Origin of the sequence: Vulcanimicrobium alpinum (assembly GCF_027923555.1) — a bacterium.
Taxonomy (GTDB): Bacteria; Vulcanimicrobiota; Vulcanimicrobiia; order Vulcanimicrobiales; family Vulcanimicrobiaceae; genus Vulcanimicrobium; species Vulcanimicrobium alpinum.
On sequence record NZ_AP025523.1, the window covers coordinates 510,661 to 534,038 of the forward strand.

19 protein-coding genes are annotated in these 23,378 nt (G+C 69.1%); 13 read left to right on the forward strand and 6 right to left on the reverse strand.

Going from position 1 to position 23,378, the window contains the following annotated elements; all coding sequences use genetic code 11:
- Positions 1-2: 2 nt before the first annotated feature.
- Together WPS_RS02500 and WPS_RS02505 are read right to left on the reverse strand one after the other, a co-directional pair.
- Positions 3-1,898, reverse strand: coding sequence for an acetyl/propionyl/methylcrotonyl-CoA carboxylase subunit alpha (locus tag WPS_RS02500; protein WP_317996287.1), 1,896 nt, complete (start codon positions 1,896-1,898; stop codon positions 3-5).
- Positions 1,883-2,668 carry an enoyl-CoA hydratase-related protein gene (locus WPS_RS02505; protein WP_317996288.1) on the reverse strand — a complete coding sequence of 262 codons (786 nt, stop codon included), beginning with the start codon at positions 2,666-2,668 and terminating at the stop codon, positions 1,883-1,885. Before WPS_RS02505 ends, WPS_RS02500 begins: the two co-directional genes overlap by 16 nt.
- Before the next feature lie 37 nt (positions 2,669-2,705).
- On the opposite strand from WPS_RS02505, the gene WPS_RS02510 reads away from it, so the two are divergent.
- The 12 genes from WPS_RS02510 to WPS_RS02565 all read left to right on the forward strand — a co-directional run bounded on the left by WPS_RS02510 (position 2,706) and on the right by WPS_RS02565 (position 17,996).
- On the forward strand, positions 2,706-5,372 hold the full coding sequence (locus WPS_RS02510) for a M16 family metallopeptidase (protein ID WP_317996289.1): 2,667 nt from the start codon (positions 2,706-2,708) through the stop codon (positions 5,370-5,372).
- A gap of 52 nt (positions 5,373-5,424) precedes the next feature.
- Complete coding sequence (locus tag WPS_RS02515) at positions 5,425-6,159, forward strand: Crp/Fnr family transcriptional regulator (RefSeq protein ID WP_317996290.1); 735 nt, start codon at positions 5,425-5,427, stop codon at positions 6,157-6,159.
- Complete coding sequence (locus WPS_RS02520) at positions 6,156-6,617, forward strand: thioredoxin-like domain-containing protein (protein WP_317996291.1); 462 nt, start codon at positions 6,156-6,158, stop codon at positions 6,615-6,617. The genes WPS_RS02515 and WPS_RS02520 overlap by 4 nt, the downstream gene beginning before the upstream one ends.
- Before the next feature lie 44 nt (positions 6,618-6,661).
- Positions 6,662-7,471, forward strand: a complete 810-nt coding sequence (locus tag WPS_RS02525; protein ID WP_317996292.1) for a cytochrome b/b6 domain-containing protein — start codon at positions 6,662-6,664, stop codon at positions 7,469-7,471.
- Positions 7,468-8,208 (forward strand): molybdopterin-dependent oxidoreductase, encoded by a 741-nt coding sequence (locus WPS_RS02530; RefSeq protein WP_317996293.1) that lies wholly within the window; start codon positions 7,468-7,470, stop codon positions 8,206-8,208. The genes WPS_RS02525 and WPS_RS02530 overlap by 4 nt, the downstream gene beginning before the upstream one ends.
- Positions 8,209-8,281: 73 nt before the next feature.
- Positions 8,282-9,841, forward strand: coding sequence for a GMC oxidoreductase (locus WPS_RS02535; protein WP_317996294.1), 1,560 nt, complete (start codon positions 8,282-8,284; stop codon positions 9,839-9,841).
- On the forward strand, positions 9,831-11,873 hold the full coding sequence (locus tag WPS_RS02540; RefSeq protein ID WP_317996295.1) for an amylo-alpha-1,6-glucosidase: 2,043 nt from the start codon (positions 9,831-9,833) through the stop codon (positions 11,871-11,873). The genes WPS_RS02535 and WPS_RS02540 overlap by 11 nt, the downstream gene beginning before the upstream one ends.
- A gap of 18 nt (positions 11,874-11,891) precedes the next feature.
- Positions 11,892-12,308 carry an HAD family hydrolase gene (locus tag WPS_RS02545; protein ID WP_317996296.1) on the forward strand — a complete coding sequence of 139 codons (417 nt, stop codon included), beginning with the start codon at positions 11,892-11,894 and terminating at the stop codon, positions 12,306-12,308.
- A 2-nt stretch (positions 12,309-12,310) separates the two neighbouring features.
- Positions 12,311-12,985, forward strand: coding sequence for a Crp/Fnr family transcriptional regulator (locus tag WPS_RS02550; RefSeq protein WP_317997479.1), 675 nt, complete (start codon positions 12,311-12,313; stop codon positions 12,983-12,985).
- Positions 12,986-13,047: 62 nt separating this feature from the next.
- Complete coding sequence (locus tag WPS_RS02555) at positions 13,048-14,178, forward strand: glucose 1-dehydrogenase (protein ID WP_317996297.1); 1,131 nt, start codon at positions 13,048-13,050, stop codon at positions 14,176-14,178.
- The gene (locus tag WPS_RS02560) at positions 14,175-16,865 is read left to right on the forward strand and encodes an MGH1-like glycoside hydrolase domain-containing protein (RefSeq protein WP_317996298.1); all 2,691 of its coding nucleotides are present in this window, start codon (positions 14,175-14,177) and stop codon (positions 16,863-16,865) included. Before WPS_RS02555 ends, WPS_RS02560 begins: the two co-directional genes overlap by 4 nt.
- 57 nt (positions 16,866-16,922) lie before the next feature.
- A complete protein-coding gene (locus tag WPS_RS02565) occupies positions 16,923-17,996 on the forward strand; it encodes a DUF7482 domain-containing protein (protein WP_317996299.1) in 1,074 nt (357 codons plus the stop codon).
- Positions 17,997-17,999: 3 nt separating this feature from the next.
- Here WPS_RS02565 and WPS_RS02570 read toward each other — a convergent pair whose 3' ends face one another.
- Both WPS_RS02570 and WPS_RS02575 read right to left on the reverse strand, forming a co-directional pair.
- Positions 18,000-18,635: a metallophosphatase domain-containing protein gene (locus WPS_RS02570; RefSeq protein WP_405054912.1), complete on the reverse strand. Its 636-nt coding sequence runs from the start codon at positions 18,633-18,635 to the stop codon at positions 18,000-18,002.
- Between the two features lie 31 nt (positions 18,636-18,666).
- Positions 18,667-19,881, reverse strand: coding sequence for a threonine ammonia-lyase (locus tag WPS_RS02575; protein WP_317996301.1), 1,215 nt, complete (start codon positions 19,879-19,881; stop codon positions 18,667-18,669).
- Positions 19,882-20,220: 339 nt separating this feature from the next.
- On the opposite strand from WPS_RS02575, the gene WPS_RS02580 reads away from it, so the two are divergent.
- On the forward strand, positions 20,221-20,793 hold the full coding sequence (locus tag WPS_RS02580; RefSeq protein ID WP_317996302.1) for a Uma2 family endonuclease: 573 nt from the start codon (positions 20,221-20,223) through the stop codon (positions 20,791-20,793).
- An 8-nt stretch (positions 20,794-20,801) separates the two neighbouring features.
- Here WPS_RS02580 and WPS_RS02585 read toward each other — a convergent pair whose 3' ends face one another.
- Complete coding sequence (locus tag WPS_RS02585; RefSeq protein WP_317997480.1) at positions 20,802-21,674, reverse strand: DMT family transporter; 873 nt, start codon at positions 21,672-21,674, stop codon at positions 20,802-20,804.
- A 38-nt stretch (positions 21,675-21,712) separates the two neighbouring features.
- Positions 21,713-23,323: a carboxyl transferase domain-containing protein gene (locus WPS_RS02590; RefSeq protein WP_317996303.1), complete on the reverse strand. Its 1,611-nt coding sequence runs from the start codon at positions 23,321-23,323 to the stop codon at positions 21,713-21,715.
- Positions 23,324-23,378 lie beyond the last annotated feature (55 nt).

Consider the following 23,378-nt stretch of genomic DNA (forward strand, 5'->3'; position numbering starts at 1 on the left):
CGTTACGCTCCGATCGTCAGCAGCGTCGCGCCGCTCGTCACCAGATCGCCGGCCTTCACCCGCACGTCGGTCACCGTGCCGGCCAGCGGCGCCTCGATGCGATGCTCCATCTTCATCGCCTCGAGCACCACGAGCAGGGCGCGCTGCTCCACGGCAGCGCCGGCGACGACCTCGACGGCGATGATCTTGCCGGGCATCGGCGAGGTGACCTCGCCCGACGCGGCGGCGTGCGCGGAATGCTCCGCATCGGGGCTCGGCGGCGCGGCGCGCGTCCAGCGCACGACGCGGCCGTCGATCGCGACGCTGCCGCCCGCGGCGTCGAAGGTCGCGCCGCGATCGTCGGGCGCGATCGTCCCCTGCACGTCGCCGTCGAGCGTCCAGCCCGCCGCCGCAAACGTCGCGTGCGCGCGCACCGGCTCGCCGTCGACGACGAACGCGAGCGGGATCCCGACGCGCCCCAGCCGCCATCCGTCGCCGTGGGCGAGGACCGCGGCGGCGACGCGCCGCTTCGTCGCATCGTCGACGGCGGGCGCGCCGAGCGCGAAGCCCGCCATGCGTTCGTCGAGGAAACGCGTCGTCGTGTCGCCGGCGCGATACGCGTCGTCGGCCACGATCGCCCGCAGCAGCAGCAGGTTCGTCGCGATCCCCGACACCTCGGTCTGCGCGAGCGTCTGCGCCATCCGCGCGATCGCGGCGGGACGGTCGGTGCCCCACACGATGATCTTCGCGAGCATCGAGTCGTAGTACACCGGGACCTCGTCGCCGGCGCGAAACCCCGTGTCGAGCCGCACGCCCGGCGCGCGCGGCACGTCGAACGACGCCAGCCGCCCCGACTGCGGCAGAAAGTCGTGCGCGGGATCTTCCGCGTTGAACCGCACTTCGATCGCCCAGCCGCGCGGCGTGAGATCCGCCTGCGAGAAGCGCAGCGCCTCGCCGTTGGCGATGCGCAGTTGCTCGTGCACGAGATCGACATCGTACACGAGCTCGGTGACCGGATGCTCGACCTGGAGGCGCGCGTTCATCTCGAGAAAGTAGAAGCGGCCGTCGTCGTCGAGCATGAACTCCGCGGTCCCGGCGTTCGTGTAGCCGACGCTGCGCGCGGCGTTCACAGCCGCCTCGCCCATCGTCGCGCGCAGCCCGGGATCGAGCGCGACGCTTGGGGCTTCTTCGACGACTTTCTGGTGCCGCCGCTGGATCGAGCACTCGCGTTCGCCCAGATGCACCGTCGTGCCGTGCACGTCGGCGAGGATCTGAAACTCGATGTGCCGCGGACGGCGCAAATAGCGTTCGAGCAGGACGGTGCCGTCGCCGAACGCGGCGATCGCCTCGCGGCGCGCGCTCGCCAGCGCTTCGTCGAACCGCGCGAGATCGTCGACCACGCGCATCCCGCGGCCGCCGCCGCCGGCGCTCGCTTTGATCAGCACCGGCGTGCCGATCGCCTCGGCTTGGGCACGCAGCGCCGCGTCGGATTGATCGTCTCCGTCGTAGCCCGGGACGACCGGAACGCCGAACGCGCGCACGCGCCGCTTCGCGTCGATCTTCGATCCCATCGCGGCGATCGCGTCCGGCGTCGGTCCCACGAAGATCAAGCCGCTCTCGACGACGAGCCGCGCGAACGGCTCGCGTTCGCTCAAGAAACCGTACCCCGGATGGATCGCATCCGCGCCCAGCGTCTTCGCCGCCGCGACGATCCGTTCGCCGTCGAGATACGATTCCGTCGCGGGGCCGTGGCCGATCCGGATCGTCTCGTCCATCACGGTGCGAAAGAGCGCGCCCGCATCCGCATCCGAATAGACGCCGACCGGCGAGATCCCCATCTCGCGCGCGCCGCGCGCGATGCGCACGGCGATCTCGCCGCGGTTCGCGATCAGCAGGCGGCGGATCACGGGGCGATCCACGCGGCGCGCCGGCGTTCGAGGAAGGCGCGCAGGCCTTCCTGACCTTCAGCGCTGGTGCGCTGCCGCGCGATCGCGCGCGCGGTGAGCGCGCGCGTCTCGTCGTAGGTCGCCGCAGTGACGTCGGCGATGAGCGCTTTCGCCGCGGCGATCGCCGACGGGCCCGCCGTTTCGAGCTCGCGTACGATCGCCTCGACGGGCGCGTCGCGTTGGCCGGCCGGCACCACCTCGTGCACCAGGCCGATTTCGCGGGCGAGGGCGGCATCGAAGCGCTCGCCGCTCAAGAACAGCCGGCGCGCGTGCGAGACGCCGATCTTCGCGAGCACGAACGGAGAGATCACCGCGGGGATGATCCCCAGCTTCGTTTCGGTGAAACCGAAGAGCGTGTCGTCTTCCGCGACGACCGCATCGCACACCGCGCACAGTCCCGCGCCGCCGCCGAGCGCCGCCCCGTGGACCGACGCGATCACGGGTTTGGGGCAGCGGTCGATCGCGCGGAACATCTCCGACATCGCCTCGGCGTCGCGGACGTTCTCCTCTTCGCTCAGGTCGAGCGATCCGCGCATCCAGTGGACGTCCGCGCCGCCGCAGAACGTTTTCCCCTCGCCGTCCAGCACGACGATGCGCACGCCGTCGTCGGCCGCCAGCGTCGCGAACGCGTCGCGCATCTGCGCGATCACCTCGGCGTTGAAGGCGTTGCGTACCTCGGGGCGGGTCAGCGTGACACGGGCACGCCCGCCTTCCCGGATGACGCGCAGTACGGTTTCGGGCACGGAGCCAGCGCGTTCCACGGCGAACGGGGGGCGCCCTATGATCCGCGTCCGTACCCTCGTCTGCGCCGCGCTCGCCGCCGCGCTTGCCGCCGCCCCGTTCGCGCCGGTGCGCGCGCAGTCGCCCCAGCCCGCCGCGCAGGTCGACGTCACCCGCGCGACCCTCCCCAACGGGATGGAAGTGGTCGTGCTGCGCGATACGCTCGCGCCGGTCGTCGCGACCTGGATGAACTACCGCGTCGGCGCCGACGACGAGCCGATCACCGGGCTCGCGCACGCGCAGGAGCACATGCTCTTCCGCGGCAGCAAAACGCTGACGGCCTCGCAATTCGCCGACACCACGGCGATCACCGGCGGCAACTTCAACGCCGACACGCAGAACGAGATCACCCAGTACTTCTTCGAGATGCCGTCGCAGTATCTCAACATCGCGCTCAACCTCGAGCGCTCGCGCGCGACGGGCGCGCTCGACGATCAGAAGCTGTGGGATCAGGAACGCGGCGCGATCACGCAGGAGGTCACCGGCGACAACTCCAGCGCAACCTATCGTCTCTACGCGAAGACCGTCGAGCACATGTTCGCGGGCACTCCGTACGCCGACGTCGGGCTCGGGACGGTCGCCAGCTTCAAGCAGATTCAGGCGCCCGACCTCAAGGCGTTCTACGCGAAGTGGTACCACCCCAACAACGCGATCTACGTGATCGCCGGAAACGTCGACCCGCAGGCGACGATCGCCAAGGTCCGCGCGCTGTACGCCGACGTTCCGTCGGCGCCGCTGCCGCCGCGCAAGCCGGTGCGCCTCGCAGCGCCGACCGCGCTCACCCTGCGCGACAACAGCTCCGATCCGATCACCGTCGCGTTCGTCGCGTATCGCGTCCCGGGCTACACCAGCCCCGACTACTTCGCGTCGGAGATCCTCAACGACGTGCTCAATAGCCAGCGCGGCGCGCTCTTCGAACTGCAGGCGAGCGGGAAGGCGCTGGGAACGTTCGCGCAGTCGCAGACCTACCCCGAAGCCGGACTCTCACTGGTCGGCTCGGCGGTTCCGGTCGCGACGAGCGGCGACACCGCCGTCACGGACATCAAGAACGTCATCGAGAACTACAAGAAGAACGGCTTGCCGGCCGATCTCGTCGAGGTCGCCAAACAGCGCGAGGTCGCGCAGGCGCAGTTTGCGCTCAACTCGATCAGCAACCTCGCATCGACGTGGAGCCAGACGCTCGCGATCGAACACCGCACGCCCGACGAGGACCTCGCCGGCCTGCAGAAGGTGACGCTCGACGACGTCAACCGCGTCCTGCGCACGTGGTACGATAATACCACCGCGACGGTTGCGATCGCGACGCCGAAGGAAGCCGCGGGCTCGGCGTTCGGCGCGAAGGTCGGCGAAGACAACACGGTGATCCCGACCGAGCACACCGCGCTGCCGGCATTCGCGCGCAACGTCCTCAAGCAGCTGCGCGTGCCGGAGCAGACGATTGCGCCGGTCCAACAGACGCTTCCGAACGGGCTCAAGCTCGTCGTCGTCCCGACGAAGCTGACGCCGACGGTCACCTTGCGCGGCGTCGTTGCCGGGAATCCCGGCGTGCAGGAACCGCCCGGGAAAGATGGGTTGAGCGGGATCGTCGACGGCCTCTTCGCGTACGGCACCGCGACGTACGACCGCATCGCGTTCCAAACCGAGCTCGATAAGATCGCCGCGACGGAGAGCGCCGGACGCAGCTTCTCGCTCGACGTGCTCTCGAGCGCGTTCGACCGCGGCGTCGCCCTGCTCGCCGACAACGAACTCCATCCCGCATTTCCGGCCGATGCGTTCGCGATCGTGAAGCAGCAGACGGCCGGATCGCTGGCGGGTCAGCTCAAAAGCCCCGATTACAAGGCGCAGCGCGCGCTCGTGAACGCGCTCTACCCGGCCGGCGATCCGTCACGGCGAGCGGCGACGCCGCAGACCGTCGGGGCGGTCGCGCTCGACGACGTGAAGTCGTATTACGCCGCCGCGTTCCGGCCCGACCTCACGACGATCGTGGTCGTCGGCGACGTGACGCCGGAGCACGCGCGCGCGGCCGTTGACGGCGCGTTCGGCGCCTGGAAAGCGACCGGCCCGACGCCCGATCTCTATCCGAAAGCGGTGCCGGCGAACAAGCCCGCGCGCGCGGTGATCCCGGCGACGGGGCGGATCCAGGCCGACGTCCGCCTCGGCGAGACGATCGCGCTCGGGTACAACGACCCCGATTATCCGCTGCTCGATCTCGCGAACACCGTACTCACCGGCGGCTTCTACGCCTCGCTGCTCTTCCACGATTTGCGCGAACTGCACGGCTACGTGTATACGGTCGGCTCGACGTTCAACGCCGGGCGCAACCGCAGCACGTTCTTCGTCAATTACGGATGCGATCCGCAGAACATCGACCGCGCCGCGCGGCTCGTGGTCGACGATCTGCGCAGCCTGCAGTCGAAGCCGATCGATGCCGGGCGCCTGATCAAGGCGAAGGCGCTCGTGCTCGGTCAACTCCCGGTGAGTCAGGAGTCCACCGGTCAGCTCGCTTCCGGGATCCTCGAGTACGTCTCGACCGGACGGTCGCCCGATCAGGACCGGATCGAAGCGCGGGCGCAGCTGGCGGCGTCGGCCGCTGCCGTCCGCGCGGCGCTCAAACGCTGGATCCGCCCCGACGGCTTCGTGCGCGTCGTCCAGGGCCCGGCAAAGTAATGCGTAACCGTCCTTACAGTCCGCAGGCCGCCGCGCATGGTAGCCTGCGGACATGAGCGGACTCGGTGCGGCGATCGAAACGCTTGCCGCACTCCGGAAAGAACGGCCCGTGGACGACGACGCCAACAAGGTGTGGTACCTGCGTCAAAACCGCCTCTTCGCCGAAGCGACGGAAGAGGGGATCGTGGAACACCAGCACCTCTTCACGATGTGCGAGATGTCCCGCGGCACCCTCGTGTTCGACGTCGGCAACTCCGAGCGCGTGATCTACTTCGTCAAGCGCGGCGCGGTGCGCATCGTGCGCCAGACGCCCGACGGCAAAGACGTGACAGTCGCGCTGCTCGGCCCGGGTGACCTGTTCGGCGAAGAGAGCCTGTTCGACCGCAAGGAACGCACGACGCACGCCGTCGTCGTCGAGGACGCGCTGCTGTGCACCTCGCGCGCCGACGACCTGTTTACACTGCTCTCGCGCGACCCGGCGCTCGCGCTCAACGTCGCCAAGGTGCTCAGCGAGCGGCTCGGCGATGCGCAGTCGACGATGGAAGACCTCGCCTACGCGAAGGTCGGCGACCGCATCGAGCACGTGCTGCGGCGGCTCGCGACCGAACACGGCGTGCCGATCAAAGGCGGCCTGCGGATCGACGTGCGTCTCACCCACGCCGACATCGCTTCCTTGGTCGGGAGTACGCGAGAAACCGTCAGCGTCGAGATCGGTAAGCTGATCGACGCCGGCCGCCTCAGCCTCGACGGACGTTCGTTCGTCATCCCTCGGGAGATGCTCTCATGATCGTTCCGCTGCTGCTCGCCGCCGCGACCTCTCTCGCGCCCGTGCTCTCCGCCGGGAGCTGGGCCAACGCTGCCGGCCCGCCGCCGACCGAGAACCGTGTCACGATCGTCGACGTGTTCACCTTCAGCTGCATCAACTGCAAGCACGTCACGCCCGAACTGCAGCGCCTGCGAGCGTCGTACCCGTCGCGCGAACTTGCGATCGTCGGCGTGCACGCGCCGGAGACCGCCGAAGAGCACGTCCACGCGAACGTCGTGCAGGCCCTGCGGGCGCAGGACATCACCTGGCCGGTGCGCTTCGACGACGGCTTCGGGGTATGGAATGCGTACGGCGTCAATGCCTGGCCGACGCAGCTCGTGTTCGACCGTCACGGCCGCCTGCGCGCGACCTACGTCGGCGAAGGCTACGACGCCGAACTGGAGCGCACCGTGAAGTCGCTTATCGCCGAGCGAACGTGACGTCCGACGCCGCCGCGCCCGCGTTCTCTTCGGGGAGAACTGCGGTGAGCGGAGAGCGAGTCTATCGGCACGGCGTCGCGGAGCGCGTGACGCACTGGTTGTGGGCGCTCGCGATGCTCGTGCTCGTGATGAGCGGGCTGCAGATCTTCAACGCGGCGCCGTACCTCGATGCCTCCGACAAGAGCAACCCGCAGCGGCGCGTGCTCGCCATCGACGCCGAGATGCGCAACGGGGTCCCGGTCGGGACGACGCGCGTCTTCGGGCTGACGTTCAACACGACGCACCTGCTCGGCTACACCAACGACGGGATGAACGGTGAGAGCCCGCGCGCGTTCCCGGCCTGGCTCACGCTCCCCGGACCGCAGGACCTCGCCGACGGCCGCCGCTGGCACCTCTTCTTCGCGTGGGCGCTGTTCGTCGCGCTGGTCGTGTACCTGATCTCGGCAGCGATGCGCGGAACCTTGCGCGAGCTGGTCCTGCGCCCGTCGGATCTGCCCAAACTGTTGCCGATGCAGGCATACTATTTCCGCCTGCGTCGCGAGCCTCCGCCGCACGGCACGTACAACCCGCTGCAGAAAGCCGCGTACACCGTGGTGCTGTTCGTGTTCTTCCCGCTCATCATCGTCACCGGATTGGCGCTCTCGCCGGGCGTCGACGCCGCCATGCCGTGGCTGACGCCTCTGCTGGGCGGCCGCCAATTCGCGCGGGCGTGGCATTTCGTGCTGATGGCGCTGCTGGTCGGGTACTTCGCGACGCATATGGTGCTCGTACTGAGCACCGGACTTTGGAACAACATGGTGTCGATGATCACCGGTTGGTATCGGCTCAAAGACCACGACGGAGTCGGACCGTGAACCGCAGGATCTTCATCGCCTCATCGCTCGCGTCGTTGGGTTTGACGGCATGCGGGCCGGTGAAGGAGGGGCTGACCAACGGTCCGTTCCGCGGCGCGCTGCTCTCCGCCGAAAACCTCAATCACGCGGTCTTCGGAACGCACGGGACGGCGCGCGAGTACGCCGACGCCGACGTCGATCGTGATTTTCGCGTCAACGGACTCGACACGCCGAGCGACAGCCGCTACGCGGGATTGGCGAAGGCGCAGTTCGCCGAGTATCGGCTCGCCGTCGACGGCCTCGTCGACCGGCCGCAGCAGTTCACGCTCGCCCAGCTGCGCGCTGCCGGCGACCGCACGCAGATCACGCGGCACGACTGCGTCGAAGGCTGGAGCGCGATCGGCAAGTGGCGCGGCACGCCGCTCGCGAGGGTGCTCGCGATGGCCCAGCCCAAAGCGAACGCGCGTTACTGCGTGTTCCACTGCTTCGACGTCGATCAGAGCGGGACGCCGTACTACGAATCGCTCGATCTGCACCAAGCCGCCCATCCGCAGACGCTGCTCGCGCTCGATCTCAACGACAAGCCGCTCGACGCCGATCACGGCGCGCCGGTGCGTCTGCGCGTCCCTACCCAGCTCGGCTACAAGAGCGCGAAGTGGGTGAGCCGGATCGAACTCGTCGCCGGCTACGAAAACATCGGCAGCGGCAGCGGCGGCTATTGGGAAGATCAGGGCTACGAATGGTACGCCGGAATTTGATGCACCGGTAAGGTCGCTTACCGCGCGCTCGCGCGCATCGCGCTACGGTGGCGCGAGAAGGAGCGCGAGCGACATGACCTACGACCTGATCATCATCGGAACCGGTGCGGGCGGAGGCACCCTGCTCCATGCGCTCGCGCCGACCGGCCTGCGCATGCTGGTGCTCGAACGCGGAGGGCATCTCCCCCGCGAGAAAGAGAACTGGAATCCCGCCTCGCTGTTCGTGGACGAGCGGTACACCGCCGACGAACGCTGGATCGACGCCGACGGAAAGCCGTTCCGGCCCGGCATCCACTACTACGTTGGCGGCAACACGAAGTTCTACGGCGCGGCGCTGCTGCGCATGCGCGCCCGCGATTTCGAACGCGTCGAGCACGCCGGCGGCGTCTCCCCGGCGTGGCCGATCGGCTACGACGAGCTCGAGCCGTACTACACGCGGGCGGAGCATCTCTACCGCGTGCACGGCGAACGTGGCGCCGACCCGACGGAATCACCGGCGAGCGCGCCGTACGCGCACCCGCCGGTCAGCGACGAACCGCGCGTCGCCGAATTCCGCGCCGATCTTCGCGCGCAGGGCCTGCATCCGTTTCCGCTGCCGATGGCGATCATGCTCGACGAAGCGCGGCCCGAACGCAGCGCGTGCATCCGGTGCGACACGTGCGACGGCTTTCCGTGCCTGGTCGAGGCGAAGGCCGATGCCGACGTGATCGCGGTGCGCCCCTCGTTCGCCTACGATAACGTCACCCTGCTCACCGGCGCCTACGCGGCGCGGCTGCTCACGTCGCCGTCGGGGCGCGAGATCGCCGGCGTCGTCGTCGAGCGCGGCGGCGCGACGGAAACCTATGCGGCGCACGTCGTCGTCGTCGCGGCGGGTGCGGTCAATTCCGCGGCGCTCCTGCTGCGCTCGGCCGACGAGCGCCATCCCGCCGGGATCGCGAACGGTTCGGGCGTCGTCGGCCGCCACTACATGTGCCACAACAACAGCGCGTTCGTCGCGATCTCGAAGAAGCGCAACCCGACGAAGTTTCAGAAGACGCTCGGGCTCAACGACTTCTATTGGGGATCGCCGGAGTTCCCGCATCCGATGGGTCACATCCAGATGCTCGGCAAGTCGCACGCGGCGGAGTTTCGCGGCGATGCACCCGCGTTCGCTCCGGGGATCGCGCTCGCGCAGCTCGCCGAGCACGCGCTCGATCTGTGGATCACCTCGGAGGATCTGCCCGAGCCGCAGAATCGCGTCACCGTCGCGCGCGATGGTACGATCGGCCTGCACTATAGCGCCAACAACGTCGACGCGCACCAGCGGCTCATCGCAAAGCTCAAGGAACTGCTCGAACGGGCCGGCTGCGAGCGGCACCTACTGCCCAACGCGCTCTATCTCGGCAAGAAGATCCCGATCGCCGGCGTCGCGCACCAGAACGGAACGGTCCGCTTCGGAACCGATCCGGCGACCTCGGCGCTCGACGTCAACTGCAAGGCGCACGAACTCGACAACCTCTACGTCGTCGACGGAAGCTTCTTCGTCTCGAGCAGCGCGGTGAATCCGGCGCTGACGATCATGGCCAACGCGCTGCGCGTCGGCGCGCACCTCGCCGCGCGCTTCGGCGCGGCGGAGACGGCCCATGCTGCCTGAACTCGATCGCGCTGCGTGCGCGGAGCCGGCCGTCGCCGAGGCGCGCGAATGGATCGTCACCAACGGATTGGGCGGATTTGCGTCGGGGACCGTCGCCGGGACGCTGACGCGGCGCTATCACGGTCTGCTGTTCGCGGCGCGCACGCCGCCGGTCGGGCGCACCCTGCTGTGCCCGAAGATCGACGTCGACCTCGAATACGACGGCGCGACGTATGCGCTCGCCAACGACCGCTGGGCGAGCGGTGCGCTCGCACCCGCAGGCGCGGTGCACCTCATCGGGTTTCGGCTCGACGGCGCGATGCCGGTGTGGACCTACGCGTGCGGCGACGCCGTCCTCGAACGCGGCATATGGATGGAACATGACACGAACCGGACGTACGTCGCGCATCGCGTCGTCCGCGCGCGCAAGCCGCTGCGGATCATGGCGCACGCCTTCGCGAACCATCGCGACCTGCACGGCACGACGCACGCGGGCGACTGGCGGATGCGGGTCGAGACCACCGCCGACGGGATCACGGTGACCCCCTTTGCCGGCGCCGCCGTCCTGCGGCTCCGCAGTGACCGCGGCACGTTCTGCGCGGAGCACTCGTGGTATCGCGACTTCGCGTACGCGTGCGAGCGCGAACGCGGCCTCGACGACCGCGAAGACCATCTGCGCGTCGCCACCTTCGACGCGATTGTCGCCGCGGGCGAGTGGTTCACCATCGCGATCGCCGACCATGCGTTGCCGCCGGTCGACGCCGCCGACGCGCTCGCGCGCGCCGCTAACCGCACGCAGATGCTGGCCGGCGCGTGGCGGGCGGAACACGGCGCGGCGGCCGAAGAAGCGCCCCCGTGGGTCGCGCCGCTCGTCCTCGCGGCCGATCAGTTCGTCGTGCGGCGGCCTTTGCCCGACGATCCCGAGGCGCTCTCGCTGATCGCCGGCTATCCCTGGTTCGGAGACTGGGGCCGCGACACCGCGATCGCTCTCCCGGGGATCGCGCTGGCGACGGGACGCCCCGCGATCGCGCGGACGATCCTGCACACGTTCGGGCGCTTCGTCGACGGCGGGATGCTGCCCAACTTCTTCCCCGACGGCGGCGAGGCGGCGGAGTACAACACCGTCGACGCGGCACTCTGGTACGTCGAAGCGCTGCGCCGCTGCGTGCTCGCCTGCGGCGACGCCGCCACGCTGACATCGCTCTTTCCGGTCGTCCGTTTGATCGTCGCGCACTACACCGCGGGCACGCGTTACGGGATCGCCGTCGACCCGCGCGACGGCCTCTTGCGCGCGGGTGAGCGGGGCGTGCAGCTGACGTGGATGGATGCGAAAGTCGGCGAGTGGGTGGTCACGCCGCGCATCGGCAAGCCCGTCGAAGTGAACGCGCTGTGGATCAACGCGCTGCGTGCGTGCGCGTACTTCGCGCAATTGCTCGGCGAGGATCCGATGCCGTTCGCCGAGGCGGCGACGCAGGCTGAAGCGAGCTTCGAGCGTTTTTGGGATGAGGAGCGCGGCTGGTGCCGCGACGTCATCGACGGCCCCGGCGGCGACGATCCGGCGCTGCGCCCCAACCAGCTCTTCGCCGTCGCTCTGCCGATCGACGTCCTCGACGCGCGCCGCCGGCGCGCGATCGTCGACGCCTGCGCCGCGCACCTGTGGACGCCGGAGGGTCTGCGGAGCCTCGACCCGCGCGATCCCGCCTATCAGGGCCGCTACGGCGGCGACCAGCGGGCGCGCGACGGCGCGTACCATCAGGGAACCGTGTGGCGCTGGCTCGCCGGCCCGTTCGCGATCGCGCACCTGCGCGCGTACGGCGACCCCGCTGCGGCCGAAGCGCTGCTCGCGATCGCGGCGGAGGGGTTGACCGCCGGTGCGATCGGGACGCTCGGCGAGATCGCCGACGGCGATCCGCCGTTTGCGGCGCGCGGGGCGATCGCGCAGGCCTGGAGCGTCGCGGCGCTGCTCGACGCCTGGCAGACGATCGCGGAGACGCGCCGCGCGCCAGGGTACGTTTCGAGCCCGAGCGTACTCGTCGGAACCGACCGGCGATGAGGATGCTCGATGTTCGCGGTGGCCTTCGCTTTTGACGATACGCTGACGCCGCCCGGCGACGCGCAGCGCGTCCTGCACGAACTCGACGCGCTCGGCGTCCCGGTCGCGGTGCTCGTGCGCGACGCCGACGAGGCCGCGCGCGCGACCGCGCCGCCGCTCGCGTATGCCGGCCCCGTCGTCACCGCGCCGCACGACGGCGCCGGAGCCCCGGCCGCCGAGGCGGTGGGCGCGCTCGCGGCGCGCTTCGGCCTGCCGCCGGAGTGCATCTGGTACCTCACGGGGCGGGAGCGCGGCGACGCGCAGGCCGCGTCGGCGGCCGGCGCGCATGGCGTCTACCTCGAGCGGATCGACGACGCGCTGGAGGCCCTGCGCGAGCCATACACGCGCTCGGCGCTGAACCTGCGCTACATCATGCGGACCGTGCTAAAGTGGTGACGATGGTCGAGAACACCGTCTGGTATCTCAAGCGCAATCGGCTGTTCGATCGCATCAGCGACGAGGTCGTCACGGGCTGTTCCGGGCTGTTCGTGCAGCGCACCTTTCCCAAGCGCTCGGTGCTTTTCGAGCAAGGCGATCCCGCGCGGATGGTCTACCTGCTCAAGCGCGGGAAGGTGCGGATCAGCCGCACCACCCCCGACGGCAAGGAGATCACGATGGCGATCCTGGCTGACGGCGACCTGTTCGGCGAAGAGATCGTGTTCGGCGAGAACCTGGTGCGCTCGACGCAAGCGACGTGTCTGGAGGAATCGTACCTCTGCATGTCGCGGATGCAGGACCTCTACGGGATCATGTCGCGCAACCCGCTGATCGCGCTCAACGTCGCGAAGTACTTGCTAGAGCAGCGCGACGACGCGCTCAACGCGGTCGGAGAGATCGCCTCGCTCAAGGTGCACGAGCGACTGCTCAAGCTCTTCGAACGGCTCGCCGCCGATCACGGCGTCGCGACCGACGGCGGGACGAAGGTCGACGTGCGCTTGACGCACGCGCAGATCGCCTCGCTCGTCGGCAGCACCCGCGAAACGGTGACGCTCGAACTCTCCAACCTCGTGCGCACCGGCCGGCTCGTCGCCGACGGGCACTTCTTCGTCGTGCCGCACGCCGTCGGCGTGTAAACCCTCGTCCCTTTCCGGTAAGACGCCTTACCGCGCGCGAGCGCCGCTCCGGGTAGCGTGTGGTGCAGAAGGAGACTCGCATCCACATGCAAGCCGTCGCCGTTTCCCGTAACGGTTCGTCCGGCGTCGCGCTGATCGACGTCGCACCGCCTCGCCTCGATGAGATTCCCGGCGGACGGGGCGTTCTCGTGCGCGTCGTGCGCGTCGGGGTCGACGGCACCGACAAAGAGATCCTCGCCGGCGAGTACGGCAAGCCGCCGCCGGGCGAGACGTTTCTTATTACCGGTCACGAGAGTTTCGGCGTCGTCGAGGCGGTCGGTCCGAACGTGCACGAACTCGCGCCGGGCGATCTCGTGGTAGCCACCGTGCGCCGGCGCGGGTCGAGCCCGTACGACGCGATCGGGACGTACGACATGACGACCGACGACGACTACATCGAGCGCGGGATCAACCTGCGCCATGGGTTTCTCGCCGAGTACTATGTCGACGACCCGGAGTACACCGTGCGCGTGCCTCCCGAGCTGCGCGACGTCGGCGTCCTGCTCGAGCCGACGAGCGTCGTCGAAAAGGGGATCGCGCAGGCGTACGAGATTCAGCGCCGCCTGCGCATCTGGAAGCCGCGCACGGCGTTCGTGCTCGGCGCGGGGACGATCGGACTGCTCGCCGCGATGGTGCTGCGCCTGCGCGGCCTCGACGTGCACGTCTTTGCGCGCGACGAGGCGCCCAATCGCAACGCCGCGCTGGTCGCGGCGCTCGGGGCGACGTATCATGCGACGGCGAGCGTCCCGTTCGCGCAGGCCGCGCAATCGCTCGCACCGGCGGATATCATCTTCGAGGCGACGGGGTATTCGCCGTTCGTCTTCGACGCGATGGACGTGCTCGGGAAGAACGGCGTCCTGGTCCTCTCCAGCGTGACCGGCGGTTCGCGCACGGTCGAAGTGCCGGCCGACCGCATCAACCTCGGCTTCGTGCTCGGGAACAAAGTCGTCGTCGGGACCGTGAACGCGAACCGCGAGTACTTCGAACTGGGCGTGCGCGATCACGCGCTCGCGGTTGCGACCTGGGGCGACTGGGCGCTGCGGCTGATCACGCACCGGGTCAGCGGGCTCGCGCAGCACGCCGAACTGCTCGATCTGCTGACGCACGGCACCGGGACGATCAAGGTCGTGTGCGAGGTCTCGGCGCTCGCATGACACGCAATCCGGAACGCGACCGGGTGCGCGCCGAGGACGCGCGCAGCGCGCATTGGCTGCGCTGGGGGCCGTATCTCGCCGATCGCCAGTGGGGAACGGTGCGCGAAGACTACAGCCCCGGCGGGACGGCGTGGGACGAATTTCCGCACGATCACGCGCGTTCGCGCGCGTACCGTTGGGGCGAAGACGGGATCGGCGGCATCTCCGACAACCACCAGCGTCTGTGCCTTGCGCTCGCGCTGTGGAACGGCAACGATCCGATCCTCAAGGAGCGCCTGTTCGGGCTCGCCGGGCCGCAAGGCAATCACGGCGAGGACGTCAAGGAGTACTACTTCTACCAAGACAACGTGCCGTCGCACGCGTACATGCGGATGCTCTACAAGTATCCGCAGACGGCGTTCCCCTATCAGCGGCTCGTGGAGGAGAACGCGCGGCGCGGACGCACCGAACCCGAGTTCGAGCTGATCGACACCGGCGCGTTCGCCGGCGGCCGCTATTTCGACGTGACGATCGAATACGCCAAAGCGTCGCCCGACGACGTGCTGATGCGCATCACTGCATCGAATCGCGGCCCCGACGAGGCGCGGTTGGACCTGCTGCCGACGCTCTGGTTTCGCAACACGTGGTCGTGGACGCCGGGCACCGTGCGGCCGTCGCTGCGGCGCGAACGCCGCAACGACGGGGTCGCGGCGATCGCCGCGGACCATGTCATGCTCGGAGCGCGCTGGCTCTACGCGGAGTCGCCCGACGAGGTGCTCTTCACGGAGAACGACACCAACCGCGAACGGCTCTACGGCGCGCCCTCCGAATCACCGTACGTGAAAGACGGGATCGATGCGCGCGTGGTGCACGGCGACGCCGGCGCCGTCAATCCATCGCAGACCGGGACGAAGGCCGCGGTGCGCTGGACGCTCACCGTCCCGCCCTTCGGATCGCGCACGGTGCGGGTGCGGCTGTGCGACCGCGAGGCGTTCGCACAGCCGTTCGGCGCCGCGTTCGACGCGCTGATCGCCAAGCGCGCCGCGGAAGCCGACGCGTTCTACGCGGCGCTGACCCCGTACCCGCTCTCCGACGACGCGCGGCTCGTGCAGCGGCAGGCGTTCGCGGGGATGCTCTGGTCGAAGCAATGGTATCACTACGTCGTGCGCGACTGGCTCGGCGGCGATCCGGCCGGACCGCCGCCGCCGCCGGGCCGCCGCGACGGGCGCAACCACGACTGGGGCCACCTCTTCAGCGATGAGATCCTCTCGATGCCCGACACCTGGGAGTATCCGTGGTTCGCGGCCTGGGATCTCGCGTTTCACGTGATCCCGCTCGCGCTCGTCGACGCCGGTTTCGCGAAGCGTCAGCTGCTGCAGCTCACGCGCGAGTGGTTCATGCACCCCAACGGCCAACTGCCCGCCTACGAATGGGCGTTCGACGACGTGAATCCGCCGGTGCACGCGTGGGCGGCACTGCGCGTCTACAAGATCGACGCCAAGATGAACAGCAGCAAGGACATCGCGTTTCTCGAACGCGTGTTTCAGAAACTGCTCCTCAACTTCACCTGGTGGGTGAACCGCAAGGATCGCTCCGGGCGAGGCGTCTTCCAGGGCGGCTTTCTCGGCCTCGACAACATCGGCGTCTTCGACCGCAGCGCGCCGTTGCCGACGGGCGGTCATCTCGACCAGTCCGACGGCACGAGCTGGATGGGCGTGTACGCGCTCAACATGCTCGCGATCGCGCTCGAACTCGCGCAGCACAACCGCGCCTACGAAGACATCGCCTCGAAATTCTTCGAGCACTTTTTGCGGATCGCCGCCGCGATGAACGAGATGGGAGACCGCGGGTTGTGGCATCCCGAGGACAACTTCTACTACGACGTGCTGCACCTGCCCGACGAGCGGAAGATCCCGCTGCAGGTGCGGTCTCTGGTGGGGTTGATCCCGCTGCTCGCGATCGCCGTGATCGAGCCCGAGACGCTCGAAGCGCTGCCGGAGTTCGCGCGCCGGCTCGACTGGTTCATCGAGAACCGGCCCGAATTGCGGCGGGCCGTGGCGTGCATGGAAACGGAAGGGGTCGGCGCGCGGCGGATGCTGGCGATCGTCGGTGCGGGGAAAGGCGAGCACACGGAGGACCGGCTGCGCGCGATCCTGCGCACGATGCTCGACGAGCGCGAGTTCCTCGGAGCGCACGGCGTGCGCGCGGTCTCGCGCCGGCACGCCGACGAGCCGTACGTTCTCGACATCGGCGGCACCCAGCATCGCGTCGCGTACGAGCCCGCGGAGTCGGCGAGCGGCCTGTTCGGCGGCAACTCGAACTGGCGCGGACCGGTGTGGTTCCCGATCAACTACCTGCTGATCGAAGCGCTGCAGCAGTACCACCACTATCTGGGCGACGAGTACCGCGTTGAATGCCCGACCGGCTCGGGAGAATTCCGCACCCTGTGGGATGTCGCCAACGAAATCTCGCACCGGCTGATCGACATCTTCACCCGCGACGAGCGGGGGCATCGCGCGGTCTTCGGCGGCAACGCGACCTTTCAGCACGACCCGCACTGGCGCGACAACGTGCTCTTCTACGAATACTTTCACGGCGACAACGGCGCCGGGATCGGAGCGAGCCATCAAACCGGCTGGACGGGGCTCGTTGCGAAGCTGCTCCAGCAGTGCGCCGAGTACTGCGGCGCCGGCACGCCGGTGCGGTAGCGAAAGGTAAGCATCCCCACCGCGCCGGTGCGGAATGGGAAGTACGGTGATGGGGTCATGAAGATTCTGGTCCGCGCGGCGCTCGCCGCCGCACTCATCCTCCCGCTCGCGCCGACGTTCGCGTCGGCGGCGCCGCTCGACCGCGCGAAAGTCGTTCTCCCCTCGGCGATCTCGGTCGATCTCGCCGCGAACACCGTCACCCTGCCGCTGTATCGCGGTTCGGTGCACGGCAACCCCGTCTGGTACATCAAGACCGACGTCTCCAACGCCGCGGTCGCGAAGCGCGAAGGTCTGCTGTACGCGCCGCTGCTCGCGAGCTCGGCGAGCGCCGCGCAGCACGCGACCGGCGCGTCGAACGCGTTCGCGTTCGCCGGCGGCGTCGACTTCACGCCGCAACGCGTCCTCACCACCGCTGCCGACGGCAGCGTCACCGCCGCCAAACCCGGCAGCGTCGGCGACGACGCGTACTCACCGTTCGTGCACGCGGCTGCCAACGGTGCGATCTACAACGCACCGATCGTCGCGAGCGGCGCGCACCCGTCGGACGTGGCGACGCACAACGACACCCTTGACCGCGTCGTCGCGATCGATACGCGCGACACCGCGCACGCAAGCGTGACGCTGGTGCTCGCGCGCGGCTTCACCAACGGTCAGCCGATCGCGTACATCTCGACCGACGCGTCGGCCGACGGCCCCGCAGCGATCGAACGCTCGACGTACGTGCCGCGCCTGGCGAAAGCCGCCGCTGCCGCGATCGCGATCGACGTCCTCTTCAACGGCCGGACGGACGGCGAGTCGCAGGGGATCGCCGCCGCCGGTCTCCACGGCAGCCTCGGCGCGGAAGCGACGGTGCAGAACGCCGCCGAGATCGGCTCGCCGCTCAACGTGCAGGCCACGTTCCCCGCCCCGAACTTCGCCGCCAGCGGCTACTCGCCGCTCTGGCACGTCGCGCCGGCCGTGTGGACCGCGGCGGCCCTCTCCGGCGGCAAAGCGCATCGGCTGCGCAGCAGCGCGGACTTCGCTGCCGCCGCATCGGCGAACCTGATCACCGCGCCGGACGGCAAGCCATTCGGCCCCGCGCCGATCTTCGTGAACTGTCCCGTCGTCGGCTTCGAGGCCGCACGGCCGTAGCGGTTACGGCGCGTCGATATCGACGACGCGCACCGGGTTGGAAGGAGCATAGCGCAGCGTGCAGATCGACGCATTGACGAAGATGGTGCCGCTGCGCTCCTCTATGCCGGCCGCCTCGTGAATGTGGCCGAAGCAGTGCACGCGCGGTCGCACCTCGTGCACGCGCGCGAGCAGGTCGTCGCAGCCGGCGGCGTCGCCGCGCGCAGTGGCGTCGAGAATCCCGCGCGGCGGTCCGTGCGTGATCAGCACATCGGTGTCGGCCGGAATCTGCGCCCACTTCACGCGCAGCGGTTCACCACGGTCCAGGTTGAACGCCCAGTCGAAGAACCGCGGCTGCCACGGCGAGCCCCAGAAGCGTAGGCCGCCGATCGTCACGCCGGCATCCTGCAGGTAGATGATCCCCTCGCCGAGCGCGGCGCGCGCAGCCTCGGGCATCCTCTCGAACGGAAAATCGTGGTTACCGGCGATGACGATCTTGTGCCGGTGCGGCAGCGCACGCGCCCACTCGCCGAACACGCGAACCTCCTCGAGCGAACTCTGCTTGCCGCAGAGGTCGCCGCAATGCACGAACACATCTCCGTCCGGTACCGCGACGGCCGCGTGCCGCAGGTGCGTGTCGGATGCGATTGCAAGGCGCATGCGGCGTGGCCTTCGCGCCCGCGCGAGCGGTTCACTCGCGCACGAGTTCGGCGTCGAAGCCGATCTCGGCGAGCCGGGCGAGAATCGCCGGCAGGTCATCCGAACGCTCGATCTCGACGGTGAGGTCGAGCTCGGCGTGTTTTGCGGAGAGGCTGCCGAAGACGCGATGGTGCGCGACGTCGAGGACGTTGGCGCGCGCGTCGGCGAGCGCGGTCGCGACGCTGGCGAGTTCGCCGGGTTTGTCGACCATGTGCACGCGGATGCGCACCACACGTCCCGAGCGCATTCGATGGCGCACGATCACCGCCGCCAGCATCCCTAAGTCGATGTTGCCGCCGCAAAGCAGCGTTCCGACGCGCTTCCCCGCGAACCGCTCCGGATCGCTTTGCAACGCCGCGACGCCGGCGGCCCCGGCACCCTCGACGACGAGCTTCTCGTCTTCAAGCAGCGTTGCGATCGCGGTTTCGATCGCCGCTTCGCTGACCAAGAGCGTCCCGCGCACGTGTTCGCGGATCAGCGATTCGTTGAGCGTGCCGACACGCGTTACCGCGATCCCCTCCGCGATCGTCGGGCCTCCCGCGACGGGGCGCTCGTCGAGCGCCGCGCCGACGCTGGGATAGAGCGCGGACTGCACGCCGAAGAGTTCGGCGCGCGAGCCGTACGCCGCGATCGCGAGCGCTGCGCCAGCGATCAAGCCGCCGCCGCCGACCGGGACCAGGATCACGTCGAGGTCGCCGGCGTCCTCGAGGAGCTCCAGCGTCGCGGTCGCCTGGCCGGCGATCACCTGCGGATCGTCGTAGGGATGCACCAACGTTGCCCCGGCCGTCGCCGCGAGTTCGCGCGCGTGCGCGGCCGCGTCGGCGAAGGTCGCGCCGGCCAGCACCACCTCGGCGCCGAAGTCGCGCGTGCGCCGCACTTTGAGCAGCGGCGTCGTTTCCGGCATCACGACGGTCGTGCGCAGGCCGAGCCGCGCGCCGTGATACGCGACGGCCTGCCCGTGATTCCCGGCCGACATCGTGACGATGCCGCGTGCGCGCTGTTCCGGCGCGAGCGCGAGCATCGCGTTGAGCGCGCCGCGTTCCTTGTACGAGCCGGTGGTCTGCCGGGTCTCGATCTTCAGGATCACGTCGGCGCCGGCGGCGTCGGAGAGCGTGCGCGATCGGACCGACGGCGTGCGGACGATCCCGGAGGCGATTCGTTCCGCGGCGAGGCGGACATCGGCGGCTGAAACGTCGAGCGTGGTCACGGGGCATGCTCCTCGGGTGCGAAAAAACGAAAAACCCCTCGCCGCCGGGCGAGGGGTTCGTGCGGTGCGATGCGCGATCGCGTTACGCCGAAACGACTCGCCGGCTCGGTGGAGCCGCGATAATCGAACCGGCGATAATCACGAGGGCGCAACGCAACATCGGTAGGGCGATCAATACCACGGACGCTCGGTCGCTGTCAATTCAGCCGGCGGCATTCCGCGCGAGTGTGCGCTCCGGCCGACGGTGTGCGGGCGGGAATTGCGCGATGGCGGGCGCGGTCCATCGTCCGGCGAAATATCCCGGCAATCCCAGGGACACGCCGCGAGGGTCACGCTGCGATGAGTGAGATGGCAGCCCTTCCGAACGAGATCACACCCTATCGCATGTCGGTCGACGAGTTCTACCGTATCGGCGATCTGCTCGACGAAGACCGCACGGAGTTGCTCGACGGGGTCATCGTCGCCGTGAGCCCGGTTTCGGTCGCGCATGGCGCGCGGGCGGCCGCGATCACGATCGCGCTCGGCAACGCGTTCGGCAGTCGTGCCGTCGTGATTGCCGGCGGATCGATGACGGTCGACCGATACGATGCTCCGCTGCCCGACGTCTCGGTTCTTCGGCCGCTTCTGCCGGATGCCGGCACGTATGCGTCCGTCGAGCAGGCGCTGTGCGTCGTCGAGGTTGCGAAGTCGAGCCTCACCCGGGATCTGCACTACAAAGCCCATCTTTCCGCGCGAGCCGGCGTCGCGGATTATCTCGTCGCGGACATCGACGGCGACGTCGTGCACCACCACACGGGCCCGTCGCCCGGCGGATACGCAAGCGTAGCCGTGCTGCGGCACGGCGCAACGTTCTCCATCGCGGCGTTTCCCGACATCGTGCTGCGCGCCGACGCGTTCCTCGCGCCGCGCTGACGCACGGCCTAGTTTTCCGGCAGCACCTGACGCTGCGCCGTGCGCAGGGCGAGCCAGATTCCCGCGATCACGAGCGCGCTGCCGGCAAGCTCGCGCGCACCGAAGTGCTCGCCGCCCAGCAATGCCCCGACGGCGACCGCGAGCACCGGGATCACGAGCGCGGAGAGGCCGACGACCCAGGTCTGCAGCCGCTGCAGCAGCCAATGGTTGAGATAAAACGCGATCCCGCTGCCGAGTACCGCGAGATACAGTACTGCACCGATCGACGGCGGCGCGAGGGCGCGCTGCCAGTCCGGATGCTCGAACGCGATCCCGGCGAGCGTCATCGCGGCGCCGGCGATCAGCATCGCGGGCGGGAGCGTGCGCAGCGGGTTGGTGCCGGCGTGACGCTTGAGTTCGATGTTGGCGTAGGCCGAGATCGCCGCGGCGGCGAGCGTTGCGAGGATGTACGGGAGCGCACCGTGGACGTCGGGGCCGATCGAGATCGCGGCGACGCCGGCCAGCGCGAGCGCGGCGCCCACGATCGCATTCGCCCCGACGCGTTCGCCGAACAGCAGCGCGCCCAGCGCGAACACCCAGAACGGCAACGTCCCGAAGAGCACCGCGACGAGACCCGATGCGAGGCCCGTCTCGGCGTAGTACGTCAGCGCGTAGTTGCCGCCGAAGAGCGTCGCGGCGAGGAGCAGGATCGTCGCCCACGGCGCTTTCGTGCCGCGCTCGGCCGGCACGAGGCGCGCCAGCAGCCACAGGAACAGCGCCGCGACGACGAAACGCACGCCCGCTCCCGTCAGCGGCGGGAGGGCCGCGAGGCTGATCTTGATTGCGAGCCAGGTTGTCCCCCAGATCGCACACATCGCCGCATAGGCCGCCGTCGTGCGCATGTCCACGATGCTGTTCGACCCGCCGGGGCGGCGGAGCGTTACATCCGGAAAATGCCGAATTCGGTGTCGCTCGCGGGACAATAACGCGCGGCGCGCAAGCCGATTGCGAGCACGCGACGGGTGTCCATCGGATCGATGATCCCGTCGTCCCAGATGCGCGCGGTCGAGTGGTACGGGTTACCCTCGTTTTCGTATTTCTGCAGGATCGGCGCTTTGAACGCGTCCTGTTCTTCCTGCGTCAGCGCGGGCTTGTGCTTCTCGGCGTCGGCGTTCATGCGCACCGTGAGCAGCGTCGACGCCGCCTGCTGGCCGCCCATCACGCTGATCCGCGCGTTGGGCCACATCCAAAGTTGGCGCGGCGCGTAGGCGCGTCCGCACATCCCGTAGTTGCCCGCGCCGAAACTGCCGCCGATCACGACGGTGAACTTCGGCACCGCGGCGCACGCGACGGCGGTGACGAGCTTCGCGCCGTCCTTCGCGATCCCGCGGTTTTCATATTCCTTGCCGATCATGAATCCGGTGATGTTCTGCAGAAAGAGCAGCGGAATACCGCGGCGGCAGCAGAGCTCGATGAAGTGCGCGCCCTTGAGCGCCGACTCGCTGAAAAGAATGCCGTTGTTCGCGAGGATCCCGACCGGATGCCCCTCGAGATGCGCGAACCCGCAGACCAGCGTCGCGCCGTAGCGCGCTTTGAACTCCGCGAACTCCGACGCGTCGACGATCCGCGCGATCACTTCGCGCACGTCGAAGGTCTGACGCGGGTCGGCGGGGACGATCCCGTACAGTTCAGCGGGATCGCGCGCCGGCGGTTTCGTATCGCGCACCGGCCACGGATCGTACGGCCGCCGCTCGAGCCGGCCGACGATCTGGCGCACGATCCCGAGCGCGTGTTCGTCGTCGACGGCGTAGTGATCGACGACGCCGCTGATGCGCGTGTGCACGTCGGCGCCGCCGAGTTCTTCGGCGGTGACGATCTCGCCGGTCGCCGCTTGCACCAACGGCGGACCCCCCAGAAAGATCGTGCCCTGGTCTTTGACGATGATCGACTCGTCGGCCATCGCCGGGACATACGCACCGCCCGCGGTGCACGAACCCATCACCGCGGCGATCTGCGGTATTTTCTGCGCCGACATGCGCGCCTGATTGTAAAAGATGCGCCCGAAGTGATCGCGGTCCGGAAACACCTCGTCCTGCAACGGCAAGAACGCGCCGCCCGAGTCGACGAGGTAGATGCACGCGAGGCCGTTCTGCTCGGCGATCTCCTGCGCGCGCAGATGCTTCTTCACCGTCATCGGATAGTAGGTGCCGCCCTTGACGGTCGCGTCGTTCGCGACGATCACGCAGTCGACGCCGTCGATCGTCCCGATCCCGGTGACGATCCCGGCTGCCGGCGCGTCACCGCGGTACATCCCGTGTGCGGCGAGCGCGGAGAACTCCAGGAACGGCGTGCCGGGATCGACGAGGCGGTCGACGCGGTCGCGCGCCGTCAGCTTGCCGCGCTTGCGGTGTCGGGCGACCGCGTCGGGGCCGCCGCCGCCGCGCACCAGCGCGAGCTGCGCGCGCAGATCGTCGACGAGCGCCTGCATCGCGCGCGCGTTGATGTCGAAATCGTCGGATCGGGAATCGACCCGGGTCGCCAGAAGGGTCACGCGATGCCGATTTAAGCCCGTGTGAGAATATCCATCCCGCAGCACGCAAACGGCG

What these genes read in the sequence shown, in the direction of transcription:
- WPS_RS02560 (WP_317996298.1), top strand. Translation starts at nt 14,175, where the DNA reads ATGACACGCAATCCGGAACGCGACCGGGTGCGCGCCGAGGACGCGCGC.
- WPS_RS02570 (WP_405054912.1), bottom strand. Translation starts at nt 18,635, where the DNA reads ATGCGCCTTGCAATCGCATCCGACACGCACCTGCGGCACGCGGCCGTC.
- WPS_RS02520 (WP_317996291.1), top strand. Translation starts at nt 6,156, where the DNA reads ATGATCGTTCCGCTGCTGCTCGCCGCCGCGACCTCTCTCGCGCCCGTG.
- WPS_RS02510 (WP_317996289.1), top strand. Translation starts at nt 2,706, where the DNA reads ATGATCCGCGTCCGTACCCTCGTCTGCGCCGCGCTCGCCGCCGCGCTT.
- WPS_RS02535 (WP_317996294.1), top strand. Translation starts at nt 8,282, where the DNA reads ATGACCTACGACCTGATCATCATCGGAACCGGTGCGGGCGGAGGCACC.
- WPS_RS02540 (WP_317996295.1), top strand. Translation starts at nt 9,831, where the DNA reads ATGCTGCCTGAACTCGATCGCGCTGCGTGCGCGGAGCCGGCCGTCGCC.
- WPS_RS02565 (WP_317996299.1), top strand. Translation starts at nt 16,923, where the DNA reads ATGAAGATTCTGGTCCGCGCGGCGCTCGCCGCCGCACTCATCCTCCCG.
- WPS_RS02585 (WP_317997480.1), bottom strand. Translation starts at nt 21,674, where the DNA reads ATGCGCACGACGGCGGCCTATGCGGCGATGTGTGCGATCTGGGGGACA.
- WPS_RS02515 (WP_317996290.1), top strand. Translation starts at nt 5,425, where the DNA reads ATGAGCGGACTCGGTGCGGCGATCGAAACGCTTGCCGCACTCCGGAAA.
- WPS_RS02580 (WP_317996302.1), top strand. Translation starts at nt 20,221, where the DNA reads ATGAGTGAGATGGCAGCCCTTCCGAACGAGATCACACCCTATCGCATG.
- WPS_RS02550 (WP_317997479.1), top strand. Translation starts at nt 12,311, where the DNA reads ATGGTCGAGAACACCGTCTGGTATCTCAAGCGCAATCGGCTGTTCGAT.